The sequence below is a fragment of the Micromonospora sp. NPDC005220 genome (assembly GCF_040607895.1).
Classification (GTDB): Bacteria; Actinomycetota; Actinomycetes; order Mycobacteriales; family Micromonosporaceae; genus Micromonospora.
The window spans coordinates 1-23,462 of the sequence record NZ_JBEXHP010000092.1 but is presented as its reverse complement, the minus strand read 5'-3'; the positions used below and the strand labels follow the sequence as shown (position 1 = coordinate 23,462).

The window sequence follows — 23,462 nt, the reverse complement described above, 5'->3', positions numbered from 1 at the left end:
AAGTCGACGGCGCCGACCTGGGCGGTGACCATCGCGGCGACGAGTACGCCGGTGCCGGCGAGCCCGATCCGGCGGGCCACCGGACGCAGCCCGACACCGGGAGCGGGTTGCGCCAGACGGTCTCGCCGCAGACCGCGCAGACTCGCGGCCAGCCGGCGGCCGCCGGGTAGGCGGCGCCGCAGTAGGAGCAGTGCGAGTACGGCGTGCCGGTCATGCCGCAGCACGGTACTCCGATCCCCGCCCCGACCGCCGCGCCCCGAGCCCCGCCCAGGCTCGGGCCGCCGCCCTGCCCGCAGCCGTCCGTGCCCGCGCTGCCGGCCGCCGTGCCCGCGCTGCCACGCCGCCCGGGTTCAGGCCGCCGGCGTGCCCGCGTAGAAGCACGTCGCCCGGGTTCAGGCCGCCGGGGTGCCCGTGTAGAAGGCGGTGGTGCGTTCGGCGGCGGCCTTGGCCTCGTCGGCGTCGGTGCCGGCGGCGATGCTCGCGTCGCACCACAGTTGGCTGCTCAGCTCCATGGCCCGTCGTCCCTCGGCGGAGGCGGTCCACTCGGCGCCCTGCTCCGGGGTGATTCCGCTGCCGTCGCCGGCCAGGTGCGAGGCGAGGCCGAGCAGCCCGAGGTCCCAGCCGACGCCGACCGCGCCCGGCCCGAACTGGGCCCACCGGTCCTGGTCGACGTGCGCGATGTGGTCCAGGTCGAGGCGGGCCCGCTCGTCGCCGACCGCTGTGACCCGCACCTCGATCCAGCTCACCTCGCCGCCCATCTCCCAGGTGGCGGTGAAGCGGTGCGGCGGCTCGCAGCTCTCGATGGTGCCGTGGGCGTTGCCCTCCAGTTGGTACGTGCCGCCCAGCCGCAGGTCGCCGGAGATCGGCAGGAACCAGCGCGGAATACGTTCGGCGCTGGTGCAGGCGTCCCACAGGTCCTCGGCCGTTGCCTGGTACGTCTGACTGATCGTGGTGACCCGCGCCTCGCCGGCAGCCAGGGTGCGGCTGCCGACCTTCCGCTGGACGGCGTTGATCTGCTCGGTGGCGTCGAACATCAGATGTTCCTCTCATCGGGTGGGTCGGCGGGCCCGCGCAGCCGACGCTCACGTCGGCCCCGGGCCAGCTCGGTGGCGAGGGCCGCCAGGGGTGGGGCCCAGAACCGGCGGAAGTGCTCCAGCCAGCCGTCGACCTCGCGCAGTGGGCGGGGGTCGACCGCGTAGAGCCGCCGGGTGCCCTCCGGCCGCACGGTGGCGAAGCCGTTGTCGCGTAACACCTTGAGGTGCTGGGACACGGCGGGCTGGGAGATGCCGAACTCCTCGCGGATGATCGCGCTGACCGCACCGGCGGTCTGCTCGCCGCCGGCGAGCAGCTCCAGGATGCGGCGCCGGACCGGATCGCCCAGCACGTCGAAGGCGTGCACGTGGACAGTTGTATCACTGGTGGCTTATTTAAGCCAATCCTGATACTCCGATGAGCTTGTCCAGCCGGATCGGTAGTTCCCGGATCCGTACACCGGTCGCGTGGTGTACCGCGTTGCCGACCGCCGCCGCGGCGCCGACGATGCCGATCTCGCCGAGGCCCTTCACCCCGGCCGGGTTCAGCTCGTCGTCCCGCTCGTCCAGCCAGTACGCCTCGATCGACTCCACGTCCGCGCAGCCGGTGATGTGGTACGTGGCCAGGTCGTGGTTGACCCAGTCGCCGTACCGCTCGTCGAGCAGGCCCTCCTCGTGCAGCGCCATCGACAGCCCCATCGTCATGCCGCCGATGAGCTGGCTGCGCGCCGTCGTCGGGTTCACCACCCGCCCCGCCGCGAACACCCCGAGCATCCGGTTCAGCCGCACCTCGCCGGTGTCCGCGTCGACCCGCACCTCGACGAAGTGCGCCCCGTACGCGTACCGGGGCAGCGCGGGCTGCCCGCCCACCTCCTCGGTGGTGTCCGCCTCGGCGGTCACCTCGCCGGTCGGCGGCACACCGCCGGGTAGCTTCTCGCGCAGCGCCTGCGCGGCGCGGATCACCGCCCAGCTCCAGCTGGCGGTCCCCATCGAGCCGCCGGCCAGGGACGCCGTCGGCAGCTCGCTGTCCCCGATCCGGATCTCCACCCGCTCCGGTGGCACCCCGAGGGCGTCGGCGGCCACCTGCCAGATCGCCGTCCGGGCGCCGGTGCCGATGTCGGTGGCGTCGATCTGGACCAGGAAGCTCCCGTCGGGCCGGGCGGTGGCCGTCGCCGAGGACGGCCGGGCCCGGGCCGGGTAGCTCGCCCCGGCCACCCCCGTGCCGATCAGCCAGCGCCCGTCGCGCCGGGACCGGGGCGACGGGTCACGGCCGGCCCAGCCGAAGCGCTGTGCGCCCTCGCGCAGGCAGGCCACCAGGTCGCGGCTGGTGAACGGGCGTCCCTGGTCGGGGTCGACGGCCGTGTCGTTGCGGATGCGCAGCTCCACCGGGTCGATGCCGACGGCGATGGCCAGCTCGTCCAGCGCGGACTCCAGGGCGTACGCGCCGGGACACTCGCCCGGGGCGCGCATCCAGAACGGCGTGGGCACGTCGAGGCGGGCCACCCGGTGCGTGGTGCGGCGGTGCGGCGCGGCGTACATGCTGCGGGTGTAGACGGCGGTCTGCTCGGCGAACTCCCAGATGGTCGAGGTCTGGCTGATCGCGTCGTGGCTGATGGCGGTGAGCCGGCCGTCGGTGTCGGCGGCGAGGCGGACCCGCTGGATGGTGGGGGTGCGGTAACCGATCGGCCCGAACAACTGCTGGCGGGTCAGCGCCAGCTTCACCGGCCGGTCCACGTGCCGGGCGGCGAGGGCGGCCAGCACCACCGACGCCTTGGCGTACCCCTTGCTGCCGAAGCCGCCACCGACGTGCTCGGCGACGACCCGGATCGACTCCGGCGGCAGCTCGAACAGCTCGGCGAGGATGGCGCGCACCGGCGTGGCGCCCTGGGTGGAGTCGTGCACCATGAGCCGTCCGTCGTGCCACTGCGCGGTGGTGGCGTGCGGCTCCATCGGGTTGTTGTGGTACGCCGGTGTCCGGTACGTGACGTCCACCCGCACCGGGGCGGCCGCGTACCCGGCGTCGAAGTCGCCCTCGGCGGTGTCCGTCGGATAGCTGGGGTTGACCTGGTCCGGCTTGTACAGGCCGGGGTGGTCATCGGTGAGCACGGTGCTGTGCGGGCCGGCGTCGTAGTCGATCCGGACCAGTCGGGCGCCCTCGCGGGCCGCTTCCAGGGAGGTGGCCACCACCACGGCGACGTACTGCCCCCGGTAGTGCACCATCGGCTCCTGCAACAGTCGCAGCTCCGGCTGCGGGCCCGGTGCCATCCGGGGCGCGTTGCCGTGGTGCAGCACGGCCAGCACGCCGGGCGACGCCAGCGCCTCAGCGGTGTCGATCCGGGTGATGCGGCCCCGCACCACCGCCGACGGCACCGCCCAGCCGTAGGTGACGCCGTTGACCGGGTACTCCACCGCGTACCGGGCCGTGCCGGTGACCTTGGCGGGGCCCTCCAACCGGGGGTACGCCCGCCCGACCGCCCCGGTGCTCACGACGACGCCAGCTTGCTGAGCGCCCGCACCGTGATGGCCCGGGTCAGCGGCAGCTTGAAGCCGTTGTGCCGCAGCGGGCGCGCCTCGGCCAGCTCCGCGTCGGCGGCCCGTGCCGCCAGCTCCGGGCTGAACGCTCGACCCCGCAACTCCTCCTCGGCCCGGTACGCCCGCCACGGCCGGTGCGCCACCGCCCCGTACGCCAGTCGCACGTCGCGGACCACGTCACCGTCGAGGTCCAGCACCGCGGCCACCGAGCCGGCGGCGAAGGCGAACGAGGCCCGGTCGCGCACCTTGAGGTACGTCGAGCGGCGCGCCGCCGGCAGCGGTGGTAGTCGGATGGCGGTGATCAGAGCCCCCCGGGTCAGGGTGGTGTCCCGCTCCGGATGCGCGCCGGGTGAGCGGTGCAGCGCGGTGATCGGAATGTCGCGGGGGCCGTCGGTCTCGTGCACCTCCACCACCGTGTCCAGTGCGGCCAGGGCGACGGCCAGGTCGGACGGGTGGGTGGCCACGCACTGCTCGGACCAGTCCAGCACGGCCAGATCGCGGTTCTGGCCGTGCCGGGCGGCGCAACCGGTGCCCGGCTCCCGCTTGTTGCACGCCTTGCCGGGGTCCTGGAAGTAGACGCAGCGGGTGCGTTGCAACAGGTTGCCGCCGGTGGTGGCCATGTTGCGCAGCTGCCCGGAGGCGGCGGCGAGCAGAGCGCGGGCCAGCACCGGGTAGTCCCGGCGGACCACCGGGTGGGCGGCGAGGTCGCTGTTGCGCACTGTCGCGCCGACCCGCAGCCCGCCGTCGGGCAACTCCTCGACGGTGTCCAGCGGGAGGCGGGTCACGTCCACCAGCAGGTCGGGGCGTTGCACCCCGAGTTTCATGAGGTCCACCAGGTTGGTCCCGCCACCCAGGTACGCCGCCTGCGGCTCGGCGGCCAGCACGGCGACCGCGTCGGCCACGTCGGCGGGCCGGTGGTAGCGGAACGCCCTCACCGCGTCACCGCCGCCGTCTCGCGCACGGCCGCGACGATGTGCGGGTACGCGGCGCAGCGGCACAGGTTGCCGGCCATCCGCTCGCGGATCTCCGCGTCGGTCAGCTCGGCGGGCGTGTTCAGGTCGGCGGTGACCGCGCTGGGCCAGCCCTGCGCGACCTCGTCGAGCATGCCGCGGGCGGAACAGAGCTGCCCCGGGGTGCAGTAGCCGCACTGGAACGCGTCGTGCGCGATGAAGGCGGCCTGCAACGGGGACAGCTCGTTCGGCCCGGCCAGCCCTTCGACGGTCACCACCGACCGGCCGTCCAGGGTGACCGCGAAGACCAGGCAACTCTTCACCCGGCGGCCGTCCAGCAGCACCGTGCAGGAGCCGCACTGGCCGTGGTCGCAGCCCTTCTTCGCCCCGGTCAGGTCGAGGTGCTCGCGCAGCGTGTCGAGCAGGGTGGTGCGGTTGTCCAGGGTCAGCTCGCGGGACGCGCCATTGACCTCCAACGCCACCCGGGACGAGTGGCGCTCGTCGATCGTCGTCGCGTTCTCTCCTCCGTCCTGCACCGGCCCAGACTAGCTTTGTCGGTATATGTCAGGGCGAATAACGCAAAGCGCTTCGTACGGGAGGTGACCACGGTGATCGCCGGGCTGCTGCTGGCCGCCGGTGCCGGGCGGCGCTACGGCCGGCCGAAGGCGATGATCGAGCTGGACGGCGAACCGCTGGTGCGGCGCGCGGTCCGACTGCTCGGCGACGGCGGATGCGCACCCGTGCACGTGGTGCTCGGCGCGGGCGCCGACGAGGTGCCCGACCTGCCCGGCGCGGTGCCGATCCGGCACGACCGCTGGCCCGACGGGCTGGGCTCGTCGCTGCTGCGGGGATTGGCCTCGCTGCCGGACGACGTGTCCGCTGCCGTCGTGGTCCTGGTCGACCAACCGCTGCTCAGCCCGATCGCGGTGCGTCGGGTGCGCGCGGCGTACGCCGACGGCGCGGTGGTCGCGGTCGCCACCTATGCCGGCCGGCCCGGGCACCCGGTCGTGCTGGCCCGGCGGACCTGGTCACTGCTGGGCGGGTACGCGGTCGGCGACCGGGGTGCCCGCGACCTGCTGCGCGACCGGCCTGACCTGGTGGTCGAGGTGCCCTGCGACGACGTCGGCTCGCCGGTCGACGTGGACACCCCGGCCGACCTTTACCGGCTCCGGGCGGTCAGCGACGCGTGAGCCAACGGGGGCAACCCCTCGCTGGTCACCGCGTGATAGGCGATCATGACCGCTATCGGGCCGGTTGGGACGGAAACGGCCGCCCGGGACGACGAAGCATCACCCCGGGCGGCCGGCCGCATCGCCCGCCCCCGGTCAGGCCACCGGCGTTGCCGTGTCGGTCGTACGGGCGAGACGCTGGTGGGCGCGGATCAGCTCGGCGTAGCGCAGACCGCTCGCCTTCATCGTCCGGCGCTGGGTGGCGTAGTCGACGTGCACCAACCCGAACCGCTTGTCGTAGCCGTACGCCCACTCGAAGTTGTCCAGCAAGGACCAGACGAAGTAGCCGTCCAGGGGGACTCCCCGGGCCACCGCCGACGCGCACGCGGCCAGGTGCTGCTCCAGGTGGTCGGTGCGTTCCTTGTCCTCCACCGTGCCGTCCGGGGTGACCTCGTCCGGCCACGCCGAGCCGCTCTCGGTGACGATGATCCGGCCCGGCCGGTACTCCTCGTGCACGTCGACGAGCAGCCGCTCCAGCCCCGCCGGGTACATCTCCCAGCCCATCGCGGTCTCCACCGAGCCGGGCACCGGCACCTGCTTCGCGTACGGCGCCGGACCGGTCGGGTCGTCGACCACCAGCTGCCGGAAGTAGTAGTTCACCCCGAGGAAGTCCGTCGGCGTGGCGATCGTCGCCAGGTCGTCGCCGCGTACCGGCGGCTCGACGCCGTAGGTGGCGATCATGTCGGCGGGGTAGCCGCGCCCGTGGATCGGGTCCAGCCACCACCGGTTGACGTGCCCGTCGGCCCGGCGGGCCGCCGCGACGTCCTCCGGCCGGTCGGTCGCCGCCTCGATCGGGCTGAGGTTGACGACCAGGCCCACCGAGGCCGGGCGGGCGGCGTTGGCGCGGATCGCCTGGGTGGCCAGGCCGTGCCCGAGCAGCACGTGGTGCGAGGTGTGCACCGCGCGGGTCAGGTCCCGCTCGCCGGGGGCCATGGTCCCCTCCAGGTGCCCGATCCAGGACACGCACAGCGGCTCGTTGACGGTGCACCAGTCGGCGACCCGGTCACCGAGGCGGCCGGCGACCACCGCCGCGTAGTCGGCGAACGCCTCGGCGGTGGCGCGCTCCGGCCACCCGCCCCGGTCCTGCATCACCTGCGGCAGATCCCAGTGGTACAGCGTGACGAACGGCCGGATCCCGTCGGCGAGCAACGTGTCGACGAGCCGATCGTAGAAGTCCAGCCCGGCGGCGTTGACCCGCCCGACGCCGTCGGGCATGACCCGGGGCCAGGCCACCGAGAAACGGTACGCGTCCACGCCGAGCCGGCGCAGCAGCGCCAGGTCCTCCGGCCACCGGTGGTAGTGGTCGCACGCCACCGCGCCGGTGTCGCCGTTGTCGACAGCGCCGGGAGTCGCCGAGCCGGTGCCCCCGCTGGCCCCCACCCGGCCGTCCACGGCCGCCGCCCCCTCGATCTGGTACGCCGCCGTGGCGACACCCCAGAGGAAGTCGGGTGGCAGCTTGGACAGGTCGGGCACGGGATGGTTCTCCTCTGGGGTTGAATGACTCACTTGACCGCGCCGGCGGTGAGGCCGGCGACGAAGTACCGCTGCAGGGCCAGGAACCCGACGACCACCGGGATGCTGACCACCAGCGAGGCGGCCATGATCTGGTTCCAGTAGACGTTGAACTGGGTGGAGTAGCCCTGGAGGCCGACGGCCAGGGTGCGGCTGCCCTCGTCGGTCATCACCGAGGCGAAGAGCACCTCACCCCACGCGGTCATGAACGCGTACACGGTGACCGCGACGACGCCGGGCACGGCGGCCGGCAGGATGACCTGGAACAGGGTGCGCAACGGACCGGCGCCGTCGACCTGCGCCGCCTCGTCCAGACCCCGGGGGATCGAGTCGAAGTAGCCGACCAGCATCCAGATCGAGAACGGCAGCGAGAAGGTCAGGTACGTGATGACCAGGCCGGTACGACTGGCGTACAGCTCGATGCCGGTGGCGTTGCCCAGGTTGACGTAGATGAGGAACAGCGGCAGCAGGAACAGGATGCCGGGGAACATCTGGGTGGACAGCACTGTCACCGAGAAGACGCCCCGGCCACGGAACCGGTACCGGCTCACCGCGAACGCGGCGAAGATGGCCACCGCCACCGAGCAGACCGCCGCGATGCTCGACACCACCAGGCTGTTCACCAGGTACCGGGCCAGCGGCACGGTGCTCCACATGTCGACGAACGGTTGCAGCGTGGGCCGGCTGGGCCACCAGGTGAAGCCGTTCTGCACGTCCTGCAACGGCTTCGCCGCCGAGGTGACCATCACGTAGAGCGGGATGACGACGAAGAGGGTGAGCAGGGTCAGCACGATGCGCCGGCCCCAGCGCTCACCGGCGGTCTCACGCATGGTCGTCCCTCCGACGGTTGGTGATCAGCAGGTACGCGGCCGAGACGACCAGCAGGAACAGCAGCAGCGCCACCGACATCGCCGATCCGGAGCCGAAGTCCCAGGTCTTGAAGGAGCTGCGGTAGATGTGGATGGAGATCAGGTCGGCCTGCTCCGGCGCGGAGCCGCCGAAGAGCACGAACGGCGTGTTGAAGTCGTTGAACGTCCACAGGAACAGCACCAGCAGCAGCACCAGGTTGACCGGCCGCAGCATGGGCAGGGTGACCGAGCGCAGCCGGCGCCAGAACCCGGCGCCGTCGATGGCGGCGGCCTCGTACAGCTCGCCGGGCACGTTCTGCAGCCCGGCCATCAGGCAGAGGAACGCGAACGGCCAGTTGCGCCAGACCGACACCACCAGCAGCGACCAGAAGCTGTTGTCGCCGATCAACCAGAACGGCCGGTCGTTCATCAGCCCGAGCTGGTCCACGAGCACGTGGTTGACCAGGCCGGTGTCGCGTTGCAGCAGGAAGCTCCAGGTGATCACGGCGGCGTAGACCGGCAGCGCGTACGGGGTGAGGAACAGCGCCCGCAGGATCGCCCGTCCCCGGAACGGCCGTTGCAGGACGACCGCCGCGGAGATGCCGAGCAGCCAGGCGAACCCGACCGAGAGCAGGCTGTAGGCCAGGGTGACCCAGAACGAGTGCAGCAGTTCCTTGCCGGCGGCGGTGTTCAGGTCGAGCGTCGCCCGGTAGTTCTCCAGCCCGATGAAGGGCGCGGTGGACCAGTCGCGGATGTGGAACTGGGTCAGCTCCAGCAGGCTCATCCAGACCCCGACCACCATCGGGATCACGTGGATGGCGAGTTCCAGCACGATGGCCGGTGCGAGCAGCAGATACGGCAGGAGCGAGCGGCGCGGGCCGCGGGGCCGGCGGACCGGCCCCCGGGCCGGTGACCCGGCCCGGGGTTCGCGCCGGTCGGCGTCCGGCGCGGTGGTGCTGGTTGCCATCGGGGTCCTCTCGGAGGCGGTGGCCGTGACCGGGCTCGTCGCCCGACCACGGCCACCGGTGACGCCTGGGTCAGCGCATCTTCTGCTGCGCGTCGGTCAGCTTGGCCTTCACCGACTCCTCGGTGACCGGCTTGCCGCTGGCCGCGTCGGCGAACAACTCCTTCATGGCGGTGCCGACCAGGGTCTCGAAGGTGCTCTCGTCGGGCACCTGCGGCAGCGGGGCCGCGGTGGTGACCAGGGTCTCCTGGATGCTCTTCTGCTCCGGGGCGCTGAACGCCGGGTCGGAGGCGGCGGTCTTTACGGCCGGCAGCGACCCGTACGTCTTGTTGAGGATCGTCTGCTCCTCGTCGCTGGTCATGAACTTGACGAAGCTCAGCGCGCCGTCCTTGTTCTTGGTGTGCTTGAAGACCGCCATGTTGATCCCGGCGACCATGCTGTTGACCTTCTTGCCGCCGGCCGGCGGGTTGGCCAGGAACGGCACCGGGGCCACCCCGTACGCGTCGGCGGGCATGTTCTGCGTCTTCAGGTTCGACCCGGCGGACTGCCACAGCAGCATGGCGGCCTTGCCGTTGGCGAAGTCGGAGACCGACTGGTTCTGCGCGTACTCGGCGTTGCTCGGGTTGGTGATCTTGTCGGCGGCCATGAAGTCGATGTAGCGCTTGATCGCCGAGACGTTCTGCGGGGTGTCGAAGGTCGGCTTGCCGGCCGAGTCGAACCACTCGCCGCCGTACTGCTGGCTGAAGGTGAAGGCGTGGTGGGCGTTCTCCGACGGGTTGGCACCCTCGATCGCCAGGCCCCACTTGCCGCCGGTGCTGAGCTTCTTGCCGTACTCGGCGAGCTGTTCCCAGGTGGTCGGGGGTGCGGTGATGCCGGCGTCGGCGAACGACTTCTTGTTGTAGTACAGGCTGTACGCCATGGAGTAGAGCGGCACGGCGGCCGGCGGCTTGCCGGGGGCGCCGGCGGCGGCGAGCGCGGCGGGCACGATCCGGTCCTTGCCGCCGACGGCCTGCAGGGTGGCGTCGTCGAACTCGACCAGCGCGCCGGTGGCCTGCAACGAGGCCGACCAGGTGTTGCCGATGTTGACCACGTCCGGGCCCTTGCCGGAGGCGGCGGCCGCGAGCAGTCGGTTGAGCAGATCCGACCAGGGGACCACCTCGACGGTGACCTTGATCCCGGTCTGCTTCTCGAACTTGTCCAACTCCGGCTGGAGGATGGTCTTGTCGGCCTCCAGGCTGGCGCCCTGGTTGCTGGCCCAGTAGGTGAGCGTCTTGGGCGATGCGGCGGAGTCGTCGCCGGAGCCACCGCAGGCGGTCAGCGAGGCGGCCGCCAGTACGGCGGCGGTGAATATCCCGAGGTGTCGTCTCGACACGGGTCAGCCCTTCCGGTGCGTGGTGGGGGTCCGCCGACCTCCGTCGCCGATAGGGGTCGGGGCGACGGGTGGCCGGCTGCGGACAGGGTTCGGGGGTGCGCCGTCGGGGTCCGTCGGCGTTTCCCGGGAGTTACATCACGGCTTAATTTATGTCGTCATTAAAGTTGCTGGCTGGTGGGTCGTCAAGCACGAGGCGGTTACAGTCGCCTCGAACGGCCGACAGGAACGAGGTGACGAGTGGAGCTGGCGCGTGCCACCAACCGCAGCGTGCGGCTGCGCAACCGGTCCGCCCTGCTGACCAAGCTCTTCCTGGACGGCCCGCTCACCCGGCAGGACCTGGTGCGCAGCACCGGGCTGAGCCAGCCCGCGGTCAGCAACGTGGTGGCCGACATGATCGACGAAGGGCTGGTCGCCGAGGCCGGCGCCGCCGAGTCCGACGGCGGCCGGCCCAGCATGCTGCTGCGGATCGCGCCGCGCTTCGCCTTCGTGATCGGCGTGGACGTCGGCGAGACCCGGGTCCGGGTGGAGCTGTTCGACTTCGCGATGACCCTGCTGGCCAGCGTCGAGTACCCGCTCGACCCGGCCCGTACCGAGCCCGACCTGGTGGCCGGGCACGTGCTGGCCGGCATCGACGCGGTCACCGGCGAGGCCGGCGTGGCCCCCGGCGACGTGCTCGGCGTCGGCGTCGGCGTCTCCGGCGTGGTCGAGCAGGGCACCGAGGCCGTGGTGCACGCCCAGGCCCTCGGCTGGGACCGGGTGCCGTTGGAACGCCTCATCGGCGCCGGCACCGACCTGCCGCTGCACATCGACAACGGCGCGAAGACCCTCGGCCAGGCCGAGATGTGGTTCGGCGCCGGCCGGGGCGCCCGGCACGCCGTGTTCGCGCTGGTCGGCTCCGGAGTGGGCGCGTCGGTGGTGACAAACGGCGCCACCTACCGGGGCGCGTCCAGCAGCGCGGGGGAGTGGGGGCACACCACCCTGGTGTACGGCGGCCGGGCCTGCCGGTGCGGCGCGCGCGGCTGCCTGGAGGCGTACGTCGGGGCGGAGGCGATCATCGACCGCTACCGGGAGGCGCGCCGGGGTCGACAGGTGCCGGGCGAGGACGAAGAGTCCCAGATCGCCGCACTGGTCGCCGCCGCCGAGACCTCGGCCACGGCCCGACGGGTCCTCGATGACACCGCCGGCTACCTCGGCGCCGGGGTGGCCAACCTGATCAACCTGTTCAACCCGGAGCGGGTGGTGCTCGGCGGCTGGGCGGCGATGGCCCTCGCCGACCTGCTGCCGGCCGTTCGGGAGGCCGCCGGCCGGCAGGCGCTGCGCCAGCCGTACGAACAGGCGTCGATCGAGCTGTGCCGGCTCGGGGTGGACGCGGTGGCGCTGGGCGCGGCCACCCTCCCGATCGCCCGCTTCCTCACCGAGGGTGGCGTCCGCCGCTGATGGAGCGCGACTCCACAGGCCGACGGCAAATTACCCAAAAAGAATCCTCGGGATAAATAACAAAGTTATAGATCGATGTCTTGACGTCGCCGCAATCTCGCCGCAACACTCCTACGAGAGCGCTCTCCTCCCTGCGGCACCGCGTCGGCGGCACCATCCACGGCGCCACGGGCGAGTCCGATCCCATCCGTGCGGCAACCCCGTAACCCCCTATCGACAGGCGATGTCATGACATCTCGTGCTACATCCGTACGCCCGCGTCCCCGGGTCGTGCGGCACCTGCTCGTCGGGCTCACCGTGGCCCTGGTCGCGGCGCTCACGCCGACCGGAACCACCACACCCGCGCAGGCCGCCCCCGTCCTTCTGTCCCAGGGCCGCTCGACCACCGCCTCGTCCACCGAGAACGCCGGCACTCCTGCCGCCGCAGCCGTCGACGGCAACACCGGCACCCGTTGGTCCAGCGCGTTCAGCGACCCACAGTGGCTCCAGGTCGACCTGGGCGCCCGCGCCACCATCACCCAGGTCACCCTGATCTGGGAGGCCGCCTACGGCCGGGCCTTCCAGCTGCAGACCTCCGACAACGGGTCCACCTGGACCACGATCTACTCGACCACCACCGGCACCGGAGGGACCCAGAACCTCACCGTCTCCGGCGCCGGCCGCTACGTCCGCATGAACGGCACCGCCCGGGGCACCGGCTACGGGTACTCGCTCTGGGAGTTCCAGGTCTACGGCGAGAGCGGCGGCACCAACGAGCCCCCGGTGACGCCCACCGACCCGTACAACCCCAACCTCGGCGCGAACACGTTCGTCTTCGACCCGAGCACGCCGACGTCGACCATCCAGAGTCGACTGAACACCCTCTTCACCCAGCAGGAGACCAACCAGTTCGGCCCGCAGCGCTACGCGGTGCTGTTCAAGCCCGGCACCTACACCGCCGACGTCAACCTCGGCTTCTTCACCCAGGTCGCCGGCCTGGGCATGAGCCCCGACGACGTCAACCTCAACGGCCACGTCCGCACCGAGGCGTTCTGGATGGGCGGCAACGCCACCCAGAACTTCTGGCGGGCCGCCGAGAACCTCTCGGTCACCCTGCCCGCCGGGCAGACCGTGGAGCGTTGGGCGGTGTCCCAGGCCGCGCCGTACCGACGGATGCACCTGCGCGGCGCGCAGAACCAGATCCAGCTCTGGAACGGCGGCGACGGCTGGTCCAGCGGCGGCCTGCTGGCCGACACCCGCATCGACGGCCTGGTCGTCTCCGGCTCGCAGCAGCAGTGGTATTCCCGCAACAGCGAGTTCGGCAACGGCTGGACCGGCTCGGTGTGGAACATGGTCTTCCAGGGCGTCGTCGGCGCGCCCGCGCCGAGTTTCCCCAACCCGTCGCACACCGTCATCGCGCAGACCCCGCAGGTCCGGGAAAAGCCGTTCCTGTACGTGACCGGCAGCGGTGAGTACCGGGTCTTCGTGCCCTCGCTGCGCACCAACTCCACCGGCACCAGCTGGTACAACAAGACCCCGGCCGGCTCGTCCATCTCGCTGTCGCAGTTCTTCGTGGTCCAGCCCGGCACCAGCGCCGCCACCATCAACACCGCCCTCGCCCAGGGCAAGCACCTGCTCTTCACCCCGGGCGTGCACCGGATCACCGAGCCGATTCAGGTCAACCGGGCCGACACCGTCGTCCTCGGTCTCGGCCTGGCCACCATCCAGGCCGACAACGGCACGGTGGGCATGCGGGTGGCCGATGTGGACGGCGTGAAGGTGGCCGGCATCATGTTCGAGGCCGGCACGACGAACTCGCCGGTGCTGATGGAGGTCGGGCCGTCCGGCTCGTCCGCGAGCCACGCCACCAACCCGACCTCGCTGCACGACGTGTTCTTCCGCATCGGCGGGCCGCACGTCGGCAAGGCCACCAACACGTTGACCGTCAACAGCGACAACGTGATCGGCGACCACATGTGGTTGTGGCGGGCCGACCACGCCGCCAGCGGCGTACCGACCGGGTGGACGCTGAACACCGCCGACACCGGGCTCACCGTCAACGGCGACAACGTCACCATGTACGGCCTCTTCGTCGAGCACTACCAGAAGTACCAGACCATCTGGAACGGCAACGGCGGGCGGACGTACTTCTACCAGAACGAGCTGCCCTACGACCCGCCCAACCAGGCCGCCTGGATGAACGGGTCGACCCGGGGCTACGCCGCGTACAAGGTCGCCGACTCGGTGACCAGCCACCAGGCGTTCGGGCTGGGCAGCTACAGCTACTTCAACGTCAACCCCGCGGTGGTCGAGGAACGGTCCTTCGAGGTGCCCACCAACCCGAACGTGCGCTTCACGAACATGGTCACCGTCTCGCTCGGTGGCGTCGGCACCATCAATCGGGTGATCAACAACGCCGGTGGCACCGCGAACGCGGCCAACCAGACGGTGTACCTGACCACCTACCCCTGACCCGGGCGCCCGCGCCGGCCCGGACGTCTGACGGACGGGTCGGCCGGTCGCACCGTGGGCCGAGGCCGGCCCGGTCCCGCCGAGACCGGGCCGGCCACGGTCGTGCCGTCTCAACTGCCCGGCACCTCAACCGCCGGCACCTCAACCGGCCAGCACCTCGGCCGCCGCCCGCTCACCGGCGCGGACCGCGCCCTCCAGGTAGCCACACCAGCGGGTGGCCGTTTCGGTGCCCGCCCAGTGCACCCGCCCCACCGGCGCCCGCAGGTGCGGGCCGTACGTCTGCCAGGTTCCCGGAGTAAGCGCGCCGGAGAAGCAGCCGCGAGTCCACTCCTCGTCCGACCAGTCGTACTCGATGAGGTCCACCGGGTCTTCGGCGCGCGGCCCGACGACGGTGGCGAACGCCTCCAGCAGGCATCGCCGCCGTTGCGCCGGGGACATCGCACGCAGCGCGGCGGCGTCCGATGAGTAGCTGAACCCGGTGAGCACCCCGAGCGGCGAGGTCGGGGTGGAGTTGTCCACCGTCTCGGTGAGCGGCCCGGCGCTGCTGGTGGCCACCCCCGAGCGCCCGTCGGCACGCCAGAACGGCTCCGGGTAGACGGCGTGCACCTTCAGCGCCGACCCCATCGGCATTCGCTGGGTGAGCCCGTCGCGCAGCGGGGGCAGCGGAGGGTCGTACCGGATCCGGCCAGCCAGTGCCGGGGCCAGCGCGACCACCACGGCGTCGCCGTCGACGCGCCCGGTGTCGGTCCACGCGGTCGCGCCGTCCACGGTCTGTTCGATGGCCCGCACCGGCGCCGCCAGCGTCAGCGTGCCCGGCGGCAGCGCGGTGGCCATCCGTTCGGCCAGCGCCGACGGCCCGCCCACGATCCGATCCTGCTGCGCGCCACCGGCCATCCCCAGCAACCTCCCGGTCCCGCCGGCGCTGCGCAGGTAGAACAGCAGCTGCAACAGGGACAGCTCGTCCGCGCCGGTGGCCAGCAGCCCGCCGGCGAGCAGCCGCCCCAGGTAGTCGGCGGTGTCGTCGTCCCCGGCCGTGGTGGCGAGCCACCCGCCGAGGGTCGTCCGGTCCCACCGCGGGGCCTCCGGCGTCGCCCAGGGCATGTCCGGGTCCAGTCGTCCGGCGTACTCGTCGAGCAGGCCGAGCACCCGCCCGACCTGCGCCGGCGGCTCGGCCCGGCGCTGACCGGCCCAGAGCAGGGTGGGGCCGCCGACCGACGCCGAGGGGAAGGTGGCCAGCCGGTGCTCGGCGAGCAGCGCGTACATCCGATCCTGGGTCGGGCCGATCCACTGCGCCCCCAGGTCGAGTTGCGTGAGCTCGGGCAGCCACCGGGTCAGCACCCGACCGCCCACCCGGTCGCGGGCCTCGAGCACCCGCACCTGGACTCCGGCGCGGCTGAGCGCCAGCGCGGCCGCCAGACCGGAGAAGCCGGCGCCGACCACGACCACCCGGAAGCCGTCGATCACACCGGGTTCTACCCACAACCGTCGCCGCTATGACTGTCGGCTCTGGTCGCGGCACCGGCGGACACCACCCTGTCCTCCATCCTTTGCTCTGCACCCCCCGATGCGACACCCGGCCCTGCGCCCCCGTCGCCTCCGCGGGTGCAGAGCAAAGGGGGCCAATCTCGGGCCGGGTCGGGCGCCGAGCGCTCCCGTCGCCTCCGCGCGTGCAGAGCAGGGGGGCCAATCTCGGGCCGGGCCGGCGCCGAGCCCACCCGTCGCCTCCGCGGGTGCAGAGCAAAGGGCGGCCACCACCGGGTCGAGCCGGGCGCCGAAAAGTTTCTGCCGCACTGTCGATGGGGGCGACCGCCGATCGTATGGAGGATGAGAGGTCGGCGAGAGGCCGGCCGCCCCGCGAGGAGGAACGATGACGTTGTACCTGCTCAGCCTTCACCAACCCCAGGGCGAGCTGCCGCCGGAGCCGGAGTTCCTGGCCGGGGTGATGCGTCAGCTCGGCGAGCTGCGTGACGAGTTGGCGTCCACCGGGTCGTGGGTCTTCGGGCAGGGCCTGCACGGGCCGGAGACCGCCACCGTGCTGCGCGCCCGTGACGGCGAGGTCCTGATCACCGACGGGCCGTTCATCGAGGGCAAGGAGTACCTGGGCGGCATCACCATCATCGACGTGCCGGACCTGGACGCCGCGCTGGACTGGGGTCGCCGCTACGCGTTGGCGACCACCCTGCCGATCGAGGTGCGCCCCTTCCAGGGCCGGGCCGGCGACTGAGCGTGTCCGACGTGGAGGCGGTGTTCCGCGCGGAGTACGGCCGCGCGGTCGCCGTCCTGGTCCGCCTCCTCGGCGACATCGACCTCGCCGAGGAGGCCGTCCAGGAGGCGTTCGTCATCGCGCTGCGGCGCTGGCCGCAGAGCGGCCCGCCGCCCAGCCCGGCCGGTTGGATCATCACTACCGCCCGCAACCAGGCCATCGACCGGCTGCGGCGGGAGGCGTCCCGGGCCGACCGGCACGCCGGGGCGGCCCTGCTGTTCGCCGCCGACCCACCCGTCGAGGAGGGACCTGTGCGCGACGACGAGCTACGGCTGATCTTCACCTGCTGCCATCCGGCGCTCGCCCCGAACGCCCGGGTCGCCCTCACCCTGCGGCTGCTCGGCGGCCTGAGCACCGCCGAGATCGCCCGAGCCTTCCTGGTGCCGGAGCCGACGATGGCGCAGCGGCTGGTCCGCGCCAAGTCGAAGATCCGCAACGCGGGGATCCCGTACCGGGTGCCCCGCGACGCCGACCTGCCCGACCGGCTGCACGGTGTTCTCGCGGTGCTCTACCTGATCTTCAACGAGGGGTACACGGCCAGCGCCGGCCCGCACCTGGTCCGCGTCGAGCTGTGCGCCGAGGCGATCCGGCTGGCCCGGTTGCTGGTCGCGCTGATGCCGGACGAGCCGGAGGCGGTCGGACTGCTCGCGCTGATGCTGCTCACCGAGTCCCGCCGTGCCGCGCGGACCACCGCCGCCGGCGACCTCGTTCCGTTGCCCCGGCAGGACCGAGGCCGGTGGGACACCGAGCTGATCGCCGAAGGGCAGGCACTGGTCCGCCGCTGCCTGCGCCGCGACCGGCCCGGGCCGTACCAGATCCAGGCCGCGATCGCCGCCGTGCACAGCGCCGCGGGGCGCGCCGCCGACACCGACTGGGCGCAGATCCTTGCGCTGTACGACCAGCTGACGGTGGTCGCCCCCAGCCCGGTGGTGGCGCTGAACCGGGCCGTCGCGCTCGCCGAGGTGTCCGGTGCGGCAGTGGCACTGGCCGAGGTGGACCGCCTCGATCTGGTCGCCTTCCACGTCTACCACGTGGTCCGCGCCGACCTGCTGGCCCGGCTCGGCCGGGGCGGGGAGGCCGTCGAGGCGTACCGGACGGCCGTCGCCCTGACGGACAACGCGGCCGAACGGGCCTTTCTCACCGCGCGCGCGACGGCCCTGGCGACGCCCTGACGGTCGCGCGCGGCGGCCCTGGCGAGGCCCCTGACGGGGCGTTTGCCGCAGCGGTCGTCGGGAACCCGAGGCCACCGGCCGCAGCAGGGGATGGGGAGGGGGCATGGCCTACCGTCCGACCGCCGTCGACACCGTGCCCGACCTGTCCACTCTCACGCTCGGCGTGGAGGAGGAGTACCTGCTGCTCGACCCGGACAGCGGCCGGAACCTTCCGGTCGCCGACCAGGTGCGCGCCGCGCTGCGCGACCCCGCCCGGGAGCAGAGCCGCCAGGAGTTCCGGCACAGCATGGTGGAGATGGTCACCCCGGTCTGCGCCGACCTCAGCGAGCTGCGCGGGCACCTGGTCGCGCTGCGCCGCTGCGCCGTCGAGGCCGCAACGGCGGCCGGGGCGCGGCTGGTGGCGGTCGGCGCCACCCCGGTGGCCGAGTCGCACCGGACGGTGCCCGACGAGCCGCGCTACCACGCGATGTCCCGCCGGTACGGGCCGGTGGCACACGACCCGGCGGTGTGCGGCTGCCACGTGCACGTCGGGCTGCCCGACCGGGAGTTGGCCGTGCAGGTCTGCAACCACCTGCGGATCTGGCTGCCGGTGGTGCAGGCGATCACCACCAACTCGCCGCTGCACGACGGGTCCGACACCGGGCACGCCAGCTGGCGCTCGATGCAGCTGGAACGCTGGCCCAGCATCGGCCCGACGCCGTACTTCGACTCCGCGGCCGACTACGACCGCACGGTCGACGAGCTGATCGCCGCCGGCATCATGCTCGACGCGGCGATGGTCTACTGGTACGCCCGCCCGTCGCCGGCGTACCCGACGGTGGAGGTGCGGGTCGGTGACGTCTGCACCGAGGTGGACGACGCGGTGCTGGTGGCCGCCCTGGTCCGGTCCCTCGTCGCCACGCTCGTCGACGACGTACGCGCCGGGGTGACCGCTCGGCCCGTGCGGGACTGCCTGGTCGCGGCGGCGCACTGGCGGGCCGCCCACGACGGTCTCGACGGCGAGCTGATCGACCTGCGGGCCGGTGGCACCCGGCCGGCCTGGGCGCTCGTCGACGAGCTGATGGCGGTGATCGCCCCGGCCCTGCTGCGCCACGGCGACCTGGGGTACGTGTTGGCGCAGCTGGCCCGGCTGCGCCGCGACGGCACCGGGGCGACCCGGCAGCGGCAGGTGTTGGAGCGCGCCGGGGATCTGCGCGCGGTCCTCGACGACCTGGTCACTCGCACGGCCGCCGGTTGACCCTTCAGCGGGGCGGACCGGCGGCTCAACGGATGTCGTGCGTCTGGAGCCACAGCTCCAGCAGGCCGAGCTGCCACAGCTTGTTGCTGCCGGACGCCGCCTCCGCCCGGTCCGGCTCGGTGAGCAGCTGAGCCACGTACTCCGGACGGAACAGCCCCCGCTCGCGCGCGGCCGGCGCCTGCAACGCCTCGGCGACCACCTCGCGCACCGGGCCGTCCACGTTGCGCAGCGCCGGCACCGGGAAGTAGCCCTTGGGACGGTCGATCACCTCGGCGGGCAGCACCTCCCGGGCGACCTCCTTGAGCACGCCCTTGCCGCCCTGGGCGACCTTGTGCTCCGGCGGGCAGTGCGCGGCCAGGGTGACCAGATCCTGGTCGAGGAAGGGCGTGCGTACCTCCAGACCCCACGCCATGGACATGCTGTCCACCCGCTTGACCGGGTCGTCGGGGAGCATCAGGTGGGTGTCCAGGCGCAGGACGGCGTCCAGCGCGGTCTGCGCTCCGGGCGCGGCGAGGTGCCCGGTGAGCAGGTCCCGGCTGACGTCGTGCTCCAGCGCGTACGCCGGCCCGACGATGCGGCGCAGCTCGTCGTGGCCACGGTCGAAGAACGCGGCGGCGAACGTCTCGGCGGCGCCGTGCCGGGGCGCCTCGATCAGTGGCTGGTGGTAGCCGTAGCCGGCGAAAACCTCGTCGGCGCCCTGCCCCGACTGGGCCACCTTCACGTGCTGCGCCACCTGCTCGGAGAGCAGGTGGAAGGCGACCACGTCGTGGCTGCCCATCGGCTCGGTCATCGCCAGCACGGCCCGTCGGACGGCGGGCACCAGGTCGTCGTCGGCCAGTCGGATCCGGTGGTGGTCGGTGTCGTACGCGCGGGCCACCAGGTCGGAGTAGTGGAACTCGTCGCCGGACTCGCCGCCGCGGCTGTCGAAGCCGATGCTGAACGTGCGCAGGTACTGCTGGCCGGCCTCGGCGAGCAGCGCCACGATCAGGCTGGAGTCCAGTCCGCCGGAGAGCAGCACCCCCACCGGCACGTCGGCGACCAGCCGTCGACGTACCGCCGCGCGCAGCGCGTCACCGATCGCGGCCCGCCAGTCGGCGGCGTCCATCCCCGCGTCGGCGGGCTCCCGCAGGTAGTCGGGCCGCCAGTACACCTCCTCCCGGCTGCGCCCGTCCGCCTCGATCACCCGCAGGGTGGCCGGCGGCAGCTTGCGCACGCCGCGCAGCACGGTACGCGGCGCGGGCACGATGGAGTGCCAGGACAGGTAGTGGTGCAGCGCCACCGGGTCGATGCCGGTGTCGACGTCGCCGGCCCGCAGCAGGGCGGGCAGAGTGGAGGCGAACCGCAGCCGCCCCGGTGTCTCGGCGAGGTAGAGCGGTTTGATGCCGAGCCGGTCGCGGGCCAGGATCAGCCGCCGCCGGACCCGGTCGACCAGCCCGATCGCGAACATGCCGACCAGGTGGTCGACGAAACGTTCACCCCAGTGCGCGTACGCCACCAGGATCACCTCGGTGTCGCTGGTGGAGTGGAAGGCGTGCCCGGCGCGGCGTAGCTCCTCGCGCAGCTCCGGGTAGTTGTAGATGCAGCCGTTGAAGACCAGCGCCAGGCCCAGGTCGTCGCGGACCATCGGCTGCCCGCCCGCGTCGGACAGGTCGATGATGGTCAGCCGGCGGTGCCCGAGGGTCACCCAGCCGTCGGCGAACAGGCCCTCGTCGTCCGGGCCGCGTGAGCGCATCGCCTCGGTCATCCGGGTGACCGCCGCCGCGTCGGGCGAGCGGCCGTCGAATCGCGCCTCCCCGCTGATCCCGCACATCAGCCGGGCCTCCCGTCACCTCGCCCCCGACCCGGCGCCGGCCGGTCCCGCCGACCGGACGGGCCGCTGGCTACCCGTGCCCGCGGGTGGCAAACCCGTCAGCCGCGCAGGGTACGCAGGATGCGGGCCAGCTCGGCGCGGTCGGTGTCGTTGAGGTGGCCGAAGAAGCGGTCTGCCTCGGCCCGCCGGGCCGCCCGGATGGCGGTGCTGACCCGGTCGCCTTCCGCGGTGAGCGCCACCAGGGTCGCGCGCCGGTCGGCCGGGTCGGGCCGGCGCTCGACCAGCCCCCGGGTCTGGAGGTCGTCCACGACCTCGGTCGCCGAGCGGGGCGCGATGCGCAGGTGCTCGGCGAGGGTGCCGGGGCGTACCTCGCCGTGCCGGGCCAGCACGCCGAGGGCCCGGGCCTGACTGGGGGTGACATCCCAGGGGACCAGTGAGTCCCGGGTCTGCCGGCGCAGCCGGGACGCCACCGCCCAGAACGTCTCCGCCAGGCTCTCGTCGTCGGCGTTGTCGACGGTGTGCTCGGTCACCGGAATACGGTAGCAGGAGATGTGGTTGCTACCTCATGATGAGGTAACCTCAGCAATATCGCCGACGAGAGGCAGCCCCCCTTGGAACCCACCCCGATGGGCCGCGACCGCGGCCACCGCACCCTCAGCGACGAAGAGAAGACGCAGGCCCGCCAGGTGTCGCTGCGCCGCATCGGCCGCCTGTTCACCCCGCACCGGCCCGCCCTGGCCGCCGTCACCGCGATCATCGTGCTCTCCTCGGTCATCGCGATGGCCAGCCCGTTCCTGCTCCGTGCCGTGATCGACCGGGCCCTGCCGCAGGGCGACGTGACGCTGCTGGTCTGGCTGGTCCTCGGCATGGTCGCCGTCGCGGCGGTGACCTCCGCGCTCGGCGTCGTGCAGACCTGGATCTCCACCCAGGTCGGCCAGCGGGTCATGCACCGGCTGCGCACCGACGTCTTCAGCCACCTCCAGCGCCAGTCGCTCGGCTTCTTCACCCGCACCCGCACCGGTGAGGTGCAGTCCCGGATCACCAACGACATCGGCGGCATGCAGTCGGTGGTCACCTCCACCGCCACCGCCGTCGCCGCCAACCTCACCACGGTGGTCGCCACCGTCGTCGCCATGGTCGCGCTCTCCTGGCAGCTCTCCCTGGTCTCGCTCGTGGTGCTGCCGCCGGCCATCTGGCTCACCCGTCGGGTCGCCCGGATGCGCCGCGAGATCACCGCCCAGCGGCAACGCGAACTCGCCGACCTCAACGTCACCGTCGAGGAGGGCCTGTCGATCAGCGGCGTGCAACTGGCCAAGACCCTCGGCACCGGCCCCGCGCTGATCGACCGGTTCACCGCCTCCTCGGAGCGACTGGTCGACCTGGAGCTGCGCAGCGAGCTGGCCGGTCGCTGGCGGATGGCCTCGATGAGCATCATCTTCGCCGCCGTACCGGCGGTCATCTACCTCGCCGCCGGGCTGCCCGGCACCGCCGGCACGCTGAGCATCGGCACCCTGGTCGCCTTCACCGCCCTGCAGGGTGGCTTGTTCCGGCCGCTGATGGGGCTGCTCAACGTGGGTGTCTCACTCACCGCGTCGCTGGCGCTCTTCGCCCGGATCTTCGAATACCTGGACCTGCCGGTCGACGTGGCCGACCCCGCCGAGCCGGTCCGCCTCGACCCGGCCCGGGTGTGTGGCCACCTGCGCCTGGAGGACGTCACCTTCGGCTACCCGGGCAGCGACACCGCCGCCCTCGCCGGGATCACCCTCGACGTGCCCGCCGGCACCAGCCTCGCCCTGGTCGGCGAGACCGGCTCCGGCAAGAGCACCCTCGCCGGGCTGGTCAGCCGACTGCACGACCCGACCGCCGGCCGGATCACCGTCGACGGCGTCGACCTGCGCGACCTGCGCCTGGCCGACCTGGCCGCGATCGTCGGGGTGGTCAGCCAGGAGACGTACCTGCTGCACACCACCGTCCGGGAGAACCTGCGCTACGCCCGGCCGGAGGCCACCGACACCGAGATCGAGGACGCCGCCCGCGCTGCCCAGATCCACGACCTCATCGCCGACCTGCCCGACGGGTACGACACCATGGTCGGCTCCCGCGGCCACCGGTTCTCCGGCGGTGAGAAGCAGCGCCTCGCCATCGCCCGGACGCTGCTGCGCGACCCGCGGATCCTGGTCCTGGACGAGGCCACCAGCGCGCTGGACACCGAGACCGAACGCGCCGTGCAGCGGGCCTTCGACGTGCTCGCCCAGGGGCGCACCACGATCACCATCGCGCACCGGCTCTCCACCGTCCGGGACGCCGACCAGATCGCGGTGCTCGACCACGGTCGGATCGTCGAGGCCGGCACCCACGACAGCCTGCTGGGCCGCAACGGCCGCTACGCCACGCTGGCGGCCTGAACGTCGGCTCAGAACCGTCTCGAAATCGTCTTGAAACTGTCTCGTTATGACGCGGTCAGGTGCCGGTAGACGGTCGCCCGCGACACCCCCAGCGCGGCGGCGATGGCGTCCACCGAGTGGGTGCCCGCCGCGTGCATCCGCCGGGCCGCCTCGACCTGCTCCCGGCCCAGCGCGGGCGGTCGTCCCGGCCGCCGACGCCGGTGCGCCGCCGCACCAGCCGGGCCTGGAGCCGTCGCCGGGATCGCGCTT

At 72.6% G+C, this 23,462-nt stretch carries 20 protein-coding genes and 1 pseudogene; 7 read left to right on the top strand and 14 right to left on the bottom strand.

The genetic code is table 11. The features are described 5' to 3' along the window. The 6 genes and pseudogenes from ABZU52_RS25375 to ABZU52_RS25350 all read right to left on the bottom strand — a co-directional run. Positions 1 to 224: pseudogene (locus ABZU52_RS25375) on the bottom strand (hypothetical protein); the annotation flags it as partial. Positions 225 to 392: 168 nt separating this feature from the next. Then, positions 393 to 1,034, bottom strand: a complete 642-nt coding sequence (locus tag ABZU52_RS25370) for an SRPBCC family protein (protein ID WP_354973475.1) — start codon at positions 1,032 to 1,034, stop codon at positions 393 to 395. Beyond that, positions 1,034 to 1,399 (bottom strand): metalloregulator ArsR/SmtB family transcription factor, encoded by a 366-nt coding sequence (locus ABZU52_RS25365; protein ID WP_354973474.1) that lies wholly within the window; start codon positions 1,397 to 1,399, stop codon positions 1,034 to 1,036. Before ABZU52_RS25365 ends, ABZU52_RS25370 begins: the two co-directional genes overlap by 1 nt. Positions 1,400 to 1,427: 28 nt before the next feature. After that, entirely contained in the window at positions 1,428 to 3,518 is a 2,091-nt protein-coding gene (locus ABZU52_RS25360; RefSeq protein ID WP_354973473.1) for a xanthine dehydrogenase family protein molybdopterin-binding subunit, read from the bottom strand. Further along, positions 3,515 to 4,498: a xanthine dehydrogenase family protein subunit M gene (locus ABZU52_RS25355; protein WP_354973472.1), complete on the bottom strand. Its 984-nt coding sequence runs from the start codon at positions 4,496 to 4,498 to the stop codon at positions 3,515 to 3,517. Before ABZU52_RS25355 ends, ABZU52_RS25360 begins: the two co-directional genes overlap by 4 nt. Then, positions 4,495 to 4,995: a 2Fe-2S iron-sulfur cluster-binding protein gene (locus ABZU52_RS25350; RefSeq protein ID WP_354973477.1), complete on the bottom strand. Its 501-nt coding sequence runs from the start codon at positions 4,993 to 4,995 to the stop codon at positions 4,495 to 4,497. Before ABZU52_RS25350 ends, ABZU52_RS25355 begins: the two co-directional genes overlap by 4 nt. Before the next feature lie 117 nt (positions 4,996 to 5,112). On the opposite strand from ABZU52_RS25350, the gene ABZU52_RS25345 reads away from it, so the two are divergent. Next, positions 5,113 to 5,703, top strand: coding sequence for a nucleotidyltransferase family protein (locus ABZU52_RS25345; protein ID WP_354973471.1), 591 nt, complete (start codon positions 5,113 to 5,115; stop codon positions 5,701 to 5,703). A gap of 135 nt (positions 5,704 to 5,838) precedes the next feature. Here the strand turns inward: ABZU52_RS25345 and ABZU52_RS25340 are convergent, their stop codons facing one another. The 4 genes from ABZU52_RS25340 to ABZU52_RS25325 form a co-directional block, all read right to left on the bottom strand. After that, positions 5,839 to 7,215, bottom strand: a complete 1,377-nt coding sequence (locus ABZU52_RS25340) for a GH1 family beta-glucosidase (protein WP_354973470.1) — start codon at positions 7,213 to 7,215, stop codon at positions 5,839 to 5,841. 29 nt (positions 7,216 to 7,244) lie between these two features. Further along, positions 7,245 to 8,084 (bottom strand): carbohydrate ABC transporter permease, encoded by an 840-nt coding sequence (locus ABZU52_RS25335; RefSeq protein ID WP_088989328.1) that lies wholly within the window; start codon positions 8,082 to 8,084, stop codon positions 7,245 to 7,247. Further along, complete coding sequence (locus ABZU52_RS25330) at positions 8,077 to 9,069, bottom strand: sugar ABC transporter permease (RefSeq protein WP_354973469.1); 993 nt, start codon at positions 9,067 to 9,069, stop codon at positions 8,077 to 8,079. The genes ABZU52_RS25335 and ABZU52_RS25330 overlap by 8 nt, the downstream gene beginning before the upstream one ends. 70 nt (positions 9,070 to 9,139) lie before the next feature. Continuing rightward, complete coding sequence (locus tag ABZU52_RS25325) at positions 9,140 to 10,438, bottom strand: sugar ABC transporter substrate-binding protein (protein WP_354973468.1); 1,299 nt, start codon at positions 10,436 to 10,438, stop codon at positions 9,140 to 9,142. A 237-nt stretch (positions 10,439 to 10,675) separates the two neighbouring features. On the opposite strand from ABZU52_RS25325, the gene ABZU52_RS25320 reads away from it, so the two are divergent. Next, on the top strand, positions 10,676 to 11,875 hold the full coding sequence (locus ABZU52_RS25320; RefSeq protein WP_354973467.1) for an ROK family transcriptional regulator: 1,200 nt from the start codon (positions 10,676 to 10,678) through the stop codon (positions 11,873 to 11,875). A 228-nt stretch (positions 11,876 to 12,103) separates the two neighbouring features. Next, complete coding sequence (locus tag ABZU52_RS25315; protein ID WP_354973466.1) at positions 12,104 to 14,326, top strand: discoidin domain-containing protein; 2,223 nt, start codon at positions 12,104 to 12,106, stop codon at positions 14,324 to 14,326. A 141-nt stretch (positions 14,327 to 14,467) separates the two neighbouring features. On the opposite strand, the gene ABZU52_RS25310 is transcribed toward ABZU52_RS25315, so the two are convergent. Then, positions 14,468 to 15,808, bottom strand: a complete 1,341-nt coding sequence (locus tag ABZU52_RS25310; RefSeq protein WP_354973465.1) for an FAD-dependent oxidoreductase — start codon at positions 15,806 to 15,808, stop codon at positions 14,468 to 14,470. Positions 15,809 to 16,193: 385 nt separating this feature from the next. Here ABZU52_RS25310 and ABZU52_RS25305 point away from each other — a divergent pair, with 385 nt between their 5' ends. The 3 genes from ABZU52_RS25305 to ABZU52_RS25295 all read left to right on the top strand — a co-directional run bounded on the left by ABZU52_RS25305 (position 16,194) and on the right by ABZU52_RS25295 (position 18,998). After that, positions 16,194 to 16,550 (top strand): YciI family protein, encoded by a 357-nt coding sequence (locus ABZU52_RS25305; RefSeq protein ID WP_354973464.1) that lies wholly within the window; start codon positions 16,194 to 16,196, stop codon positions 16,548 to 16,550. 2 nt (positions 16,551 to 16,552) lie between these two features. Further along, the gene (locus tag ABZU52_RS25300) at positions 16,553 to 17,761 is read left to right on the top strand and encodes an RNA polymerase sigma factor (protein ID WP_354973463.1); all 1,209 of its coding nucleotides are present in this window, start codon (positions 16,553 to 16,555) and stop codon (positions 17,759 to 17,761) included. Positions 17,762 to 17,864: 103 nt separating this feature from the next. Then, positions 17,865 to 18,998 (top strand): glutamate--cysteine ligase, encoded by a 1,134-nt coding sequence (locus ABZU52_RS25295; RefSeq protein WP_354973462.1) that lies wholly within the window; start codon positions 17,865 to 17,867, stop codon positions 18,996 to 18,998. 25 nt (positions 18,999 to 19,023) lie between these two features. Here the strand turns inward: ABZU52_RS25295 and ABZU52_RS25290 are convergent, their stop codons facing one another. Continuing rightward, positions 19,024 to 20,808: an N-acetylglutaminylglutamine amidotransferase gene (locus tag ABZU52_RS25290; protein ID WP_354973461.1), complete on the bottom strand. Its 1,785-nt coding sequence runs from the start codon at positions 20,806 to 20,808 to the stop codon at positions 19,024 to 19,026. Positions 20,809 to 20,906: 98 nt separating this feature from the next. Then, positions 20,907 to 21,338, bottom strand: coding sequence for a MarR family winged helix-turn-helix transcriptional regulator (locus ABZU52_RS25285; RefSeq protein WP_354973460.1), 432 nt, complete (start codon positions 21,336 to 21,338; stop codon positions 20,907 to 20,909). Between the two features lie 96 nt (positions 21,339 to 21,434). On the opposite strand from ABZU52_RS25285, the gene ABZU52_RS25280 reads away from it, so the two are divergent. Beyond that, positions 21,435 to 23,213, top strand: a complete 1,779-nt coding sequence (locus tag ABZU52_RS25280) for an ABC transporter ATP-binding protein (RefSeq protein ID WP_354973476.1) — start codon at positions 21,435 to 21,437, stop codon at positions 23,211 to 23,213. Positions 23,214 to 23,257: 44 nt separating this feature from the next. On the opposite strand, the gene ABZU52_RS25275 is transcribed toward ABZU52_RS25280, so the two are convergent. Next, on the bottom strand, positions 23,258 to 23,462 hold a 205-nt coding region (locus tag ABZU52_RS25275; protein ID WP_354973459.1), incomplete at its 5' end, for a helix-turn-helix domain-containing protein.

Coding starts and splice junctions, on each gene's coding strand:
- ABZU52_RS25370 (WP_354973475.1), bottom strand. CDS start 1,034: ATGTTCGACGCCACCGAGCAGATCAACGCCGTCCAGCGGAAGGTCGGC.
- ABZU52_RS25335 (WP_088989328.1), bottom strand. CDS start 8,084: ATGCGTGAGACCGCCGGTGAGCGCTGGGGCCGGCGCATCGTGCTGACC.
- ABZU52_RS25330 (WP_354973469.1), bottom strand. CDS start 9,069: ATGGCAACCAGCACCACCGCGCCGGACGCCGACCGGCGCGAACCCCGG.
- ABZU52_RS25315 (WP_354973466.1), top strand. CDS start 12,104: ATGACATCTCGTGCTACATCCGTACGCCCGCGTCCCCGGGTCGTGCGG.
- ABZU52_RS25305 (WP_354973464.1), top strand. CDS start 16,194: ATGACGTTGTACCTGCTCAGCCTTCACCAACCCCAGGGCGAGCTGCCG.
- ABZU52_RS25295 (WP_354973462.1), top strand. CDS start 17,865: ATGGCCTACCGTCCGACCGCCGTCGACACCGTGCCCGACCTGTCCACT.
- ABZU52_RS25290 (WP_354973461.1), bottom strand. CDS start 20,808: ATGTGCGGGATCAGCGGGGAGGCGCGATTCGACGGCCGCTCGCCCGAC.
- ABZU52_RS25280 (WP_354973476.1), top strand. CDS start 21,435: ATGGGCCGCGACCGCGGCCACCGCACCCTCAGCGACGAAGAGAAGACG.